Source organism: Streptomyces sp. S3(2020), from assembly GCF_013044505.1.
Lineage (GTDB): Bacteria > Actinomycetota > Actinomycetes > Streptomycetales > Streptomycetaceae > Streptomyces.
In genome coordinates this window covers 1-3,691 of record NZ_JABERD010000421.1, presented here as the reverse complement: position 1 = coordinate 3,691, position 3,691 = coordinate 1, and the positions used below count along the sequence as shown (strand labels likewise).

The window sequence follows — 3,691 nt, the reverse complement described above, 5'->3', positions numbered from 1 at the left end:
GGGGGGGGGGGGGAGGGCGGGTGGTGGGGGCGGATGCGGTGGAGGCAGCTGACACGGGGCAGCTGAGCTTCCCGCATCCGGAACACGAGAGCCGGGCCCGCACGGGGGTGGGGCCCGGCTCTTCGTGTGCCGCGAGCGCCCGGCCGCTCCGGCGCACGCTCTGGCGGGCCTGGCGTGCGCCGTAGTTGAACAGTTGAACTGTGGAGCCCTCTGAGGGATGGAAACCCCACGAACTTGGGTAAAAACGCTGTGGCGGTGCCACAGTTCATGATTCTCTCTAAATCACCTGACGCAGCGGCCCTTCGGACGTCCCAGAGCCACCCCTGCCGACCTTCCGACCGGGCCGATCGGGCCGAATCCCCGCCGGTGTCGACCCGAGTGCGCCGGACCCACACCTCCCTTTTCTTCCTTTGCGTGCCTAGCGGAGCCGATCCATGCTCACGACCCTGAAAACCTCGTACACCGACACGCGCGCGGCCGACCTCGCCTGGGCCCTGGGGCGCGAGCCGCTCCCCGCACTGGCGACCCTCGACCTCGTGTTCGACGGGGCGAAGCTGGAGCTGAGACTCCTCGGAGCGTCCCATCAGGTGCTCCTGGAGGAGGAGCGGGGCACTTGTTCGGAGACGGTGGCGTGCATCCCGGGCAGCAGCACCCCGCTGCCGCTGGGCGTCGCCAAGCGGGTCGGCGACTGGGAGTACGAGTTCGCGGCCCGGGTGGAGGTCCTCTCGCCGGGCCAGTTCGCCGGCCGCGCACAGGAGCTGCTGGCCCTCGTCTCCGACCACCCGCACGGCCTCGCCGGCGTCTTCCCCGGCAGCCCGCACGCCTTCACCGCGCTGCTGGCCCAGCGCCACGAGGGGCAGGTGCTGTGGCGGACCTGGCACGCGTACCCCCAGGACGGACAGCTGGTGGCGACCAGGACCCGGGTGGGGGTGAGGGTCCCGGCGGGCCGGCTCAGCGCGAGCGGCGTCTGAGGGCCGGGGCGTGTCCAGGGGCAGGCCCGGGATCTCGTACGACACCACCCGGCACATCACCCGGTACCTCGCCCGGTACCTGGCCCGTCGCATCACCCGGTACCTCGTCCGTCGCATCACCCGTCACATCGCACAAACCCACCGCGCCCTGGCGACCCCCAGTTCCACACGTGTGGGTGACGAAGCGTGCACCGGGAGTGACGTACCGTCGCAACGTGATCGAACCGCACGCGCCCGCCCCACCCGGCACCACGCCGCCCTGGGCCGGGCCCGCGCGGCTTCCCGTCCGGCCCGGGATCGGCAGGTTCCTGGTCCTCGCGGGCGTCTTCGTCTGCGCCGCGTGCGGACTGGTGTACGAGCTCGAACTGGTCGCCCTCGCCTCGTACTTGATCGGCGACTCGGTCACCCAGGCCTCCGTCGTGCTGTCCGTCATGGTCTTCGCGATGGGCATCGGCTCACTCCTCGCCAAACGGCTGCGCTGGCACGCGGCCGCCGCCTTCGGGGCGATCGAGGCCGCCCTCGCCCTCGTGGGCGGCCTCAGCGCGATGGCCCTGTACGCCGCCTTCGCCTGGACCGGTGACTGGGGCGGCATCTGGGCGAACGGCTCCCGCTGCCTCCTCGTCGCCTTCTCCCTCGCCATCGGCCTGCTGATCGGCGCCGAGGTCCCGCTGCTGATGGAGCTGATCCAGCGCATCCGCCGCCAGGACCCGGGCGGCGCGGTGGCGGACCTGTTCGCGGCGGACTACGTCGGCGCGCTGGTCGGCGGCCTGGCCTTCCCGTTCCTGCTGCTGCCCCTGCTGGGCCAGCTGACGGGCGCACTGATCACCGGCACGGTGAACGCGATCGTGGGCGGCGCCCTCGTCCTGGGCCTCTTCCGCCGGGACCTGTCCTGCCGGGCCCGCTGTCTGCTGCTGATCACCAACCTCGCCGTGCTCGGCATCCTCGCCGCGGCCGCCGTCCTGGTCGACGACTTCGAACGGGCGGCCCGGCAGGCCGTGTACGGGAACGACGTACGCGTGGCCCTCCAGACCGATGTCCAGGAGGTCGTCCTCACCGGCGGCACGGGGGGCCGCCCCCTGGACCTCTTCCTCGACGGCCGGCTGCGGGTCAGCGGCCGCGACGAACACCGCTACCACGAGGCACTGGTCCACCCCGCGATGTACGGCGAGCACGCGCGCGTGCTGATCCTGGGCGGCGGCGACGGCCTGGCGGCCCGCGAGGTGCTGCGCCATCCGGACGTGCACCGGGTGGACGTCGTGGAACTCGACGCGGGGGTGGTGCGGCTGGCCCGCGAGGACCCGGCGCTGTCCGCACTGAACGGGCACGTGTACGACGACACACGCGTCCACGTGACCACGGGCGACGCGTTCAGCTGGCTGCGGGGGGCGCCGCGGGGCGCGTACGACGTGGTGATCGCGGATCTGCCCGACCCCGGGATCACCGCCAGCACGAAGCTGTACTCCCAGGAGTTCTACGGCCTGGCGAGGCGGGCGCTGGCCCCGGGCGGCCGTCTGGTGGTGCACGCCGGTCCGGTGTCGAGCCGCCCCCGCGTCTTCTGGACGGTGGACGCGACGATCCGCGCGGCGGGGCTGAGGACGGTGCCGTACTGCGTGCGCGGCCGTGACTCCGCCTTCGCCGCGGGCCCGGACCGGACCACGGGGGCGAGCCGGGCGCCGCGGGACTGGGGGTTCGTGCTGGCCTCCGTCCGACCGCCGGTCCTCGGACTCGACGCCCATGAATCGGCGCGGACGCTGACGCGGGCGGGGCTCGAGGCGGACGGAAGGGCGGCGGAGGAGATGCGGGTCGGGGGAGCGGAGGTGTCGACGCTGGTGCATCCGCGCTACTGAGCCCGACGCCGACGCGCGGCCACTTTCGACCAACCGGGGTGCGCGGCGGCGGCCACTGGGTAGGCTCGCCCACCATGGAGCATGAGGTGTTCGTTCCGGTTCCGGCCGAGCGGCTCAGGGAGGCGCTGGCCGATCCCGACCGGGTCGCCCGGGCCGTTCCCGGGCTCCAGCAGGACGTCGGCGCCGAGCCCGTCACCGGGCGGCTGAAGGTACGCGTCGGCGGCCACACCATCACCTACCGCGGCTCGGCCCGCCTCTCCGCCCAGGACGACGGTTCCTACGCCGTCGAGGGCGACGCCACCGAGGCCCGTGGCACCGGCGCGGTGAAACTCGCCCTCACCCTGAGGGTGGACGAGGCCGACGGCGGCTCCAAGCTCACCTTCGACGGCACCGCCTCCGCCGACGGCCGCGTCACGGAGCTTCCGGCGGAGGCCGTCGCCTCGGCCACGACCCGCCTGCTGAACCGTTTCGCGGCGAACCTGGCGGCGACGCCGGAACCGAAGAGGGGCGCGCAGACCGCGCGGGACACCGACACGGCGCCCGGATCCCCGGCCGGCAAGGGCACCGACCTGCCGGACTCCGTCGAGGCCGTGCCGTCGGCGGCGGCTCAGGACGCCGAGCCACCGACGGCCGAGAGCGCCGAAGCCACCGAAGCCACCGAAGCCACCGAGTCCGCCGCGCCGCTCGCCCCCGAAGACCTCGAACCCTCCGCGACGGGTGACTCCGGGGCCGGCCCGGACGCCGACGACACCCCGGTGCCCGCGGACGAGCCGACCGCCTCCGAAGCCGCCGTCCCCGAACCGGTCGAAGCCGAACCCGGCGAGCCTGCCGGACCTGCCGAACCCGCCACCCCCGCCGGCTTCACCCCCGACC

At 73.7% G+C, this 3,691-nt stretch carries 4 protein-coding genes; all 4 read left to right on the top strand.

The genetic code is table 11. The annotated features are described in order from the left end of the window. Nucleotides 1-185 (top strand): hypothetical protein (locus HLK59_RS50655; protein ID WP_206328497.1); only part of this gene is annotated, 185 nt, incomplete at its 5' end. Between the two features lie 249 nt (nucleotides 186-434). Continuing rightward, nucleotides 435-971, top strand: a complete 537-nt coding sequence (locus HLK59_RS48955) for a DUF2617 family protein (RefSeq protein ID WP_171148163.1) — start codon at nucleotides 435-437, stop codon at nucleotides 969-971. A gap of 215 nt (nucleotides 972-1,186) precedes the next feature. After that, entirely contained in the window at nucleotides 1,187-2,818 is a 1,632-nt protein-coding gene (locus HLK59_RS48950; protein ID WP_171148162.1) for a polyamine aminopropyltransferase, read from the top strand. A gap of 74 nt (nucleotides 2,819-2,892) precedes the next feature. Beyond that, nucleotides 2,893-3,691, top strand: a 799-nt coding sequence (locus HLK59_RS51805) for an SRPBCC domain-containing protein (RefSeq protein ID WP_240983086.1), incomplete at its 3' end; no start/stop codon positions are given.

What these genes read in the sequence shown, in the direction of transcription:
- HLK59_RS48955 (WP_171148163.1), top strand. Translation starts at nt 435, where the DNA reads ATGCTCACGACCCTGAAAACCTCGTACACCGACACGCGCGCGGCCGAC.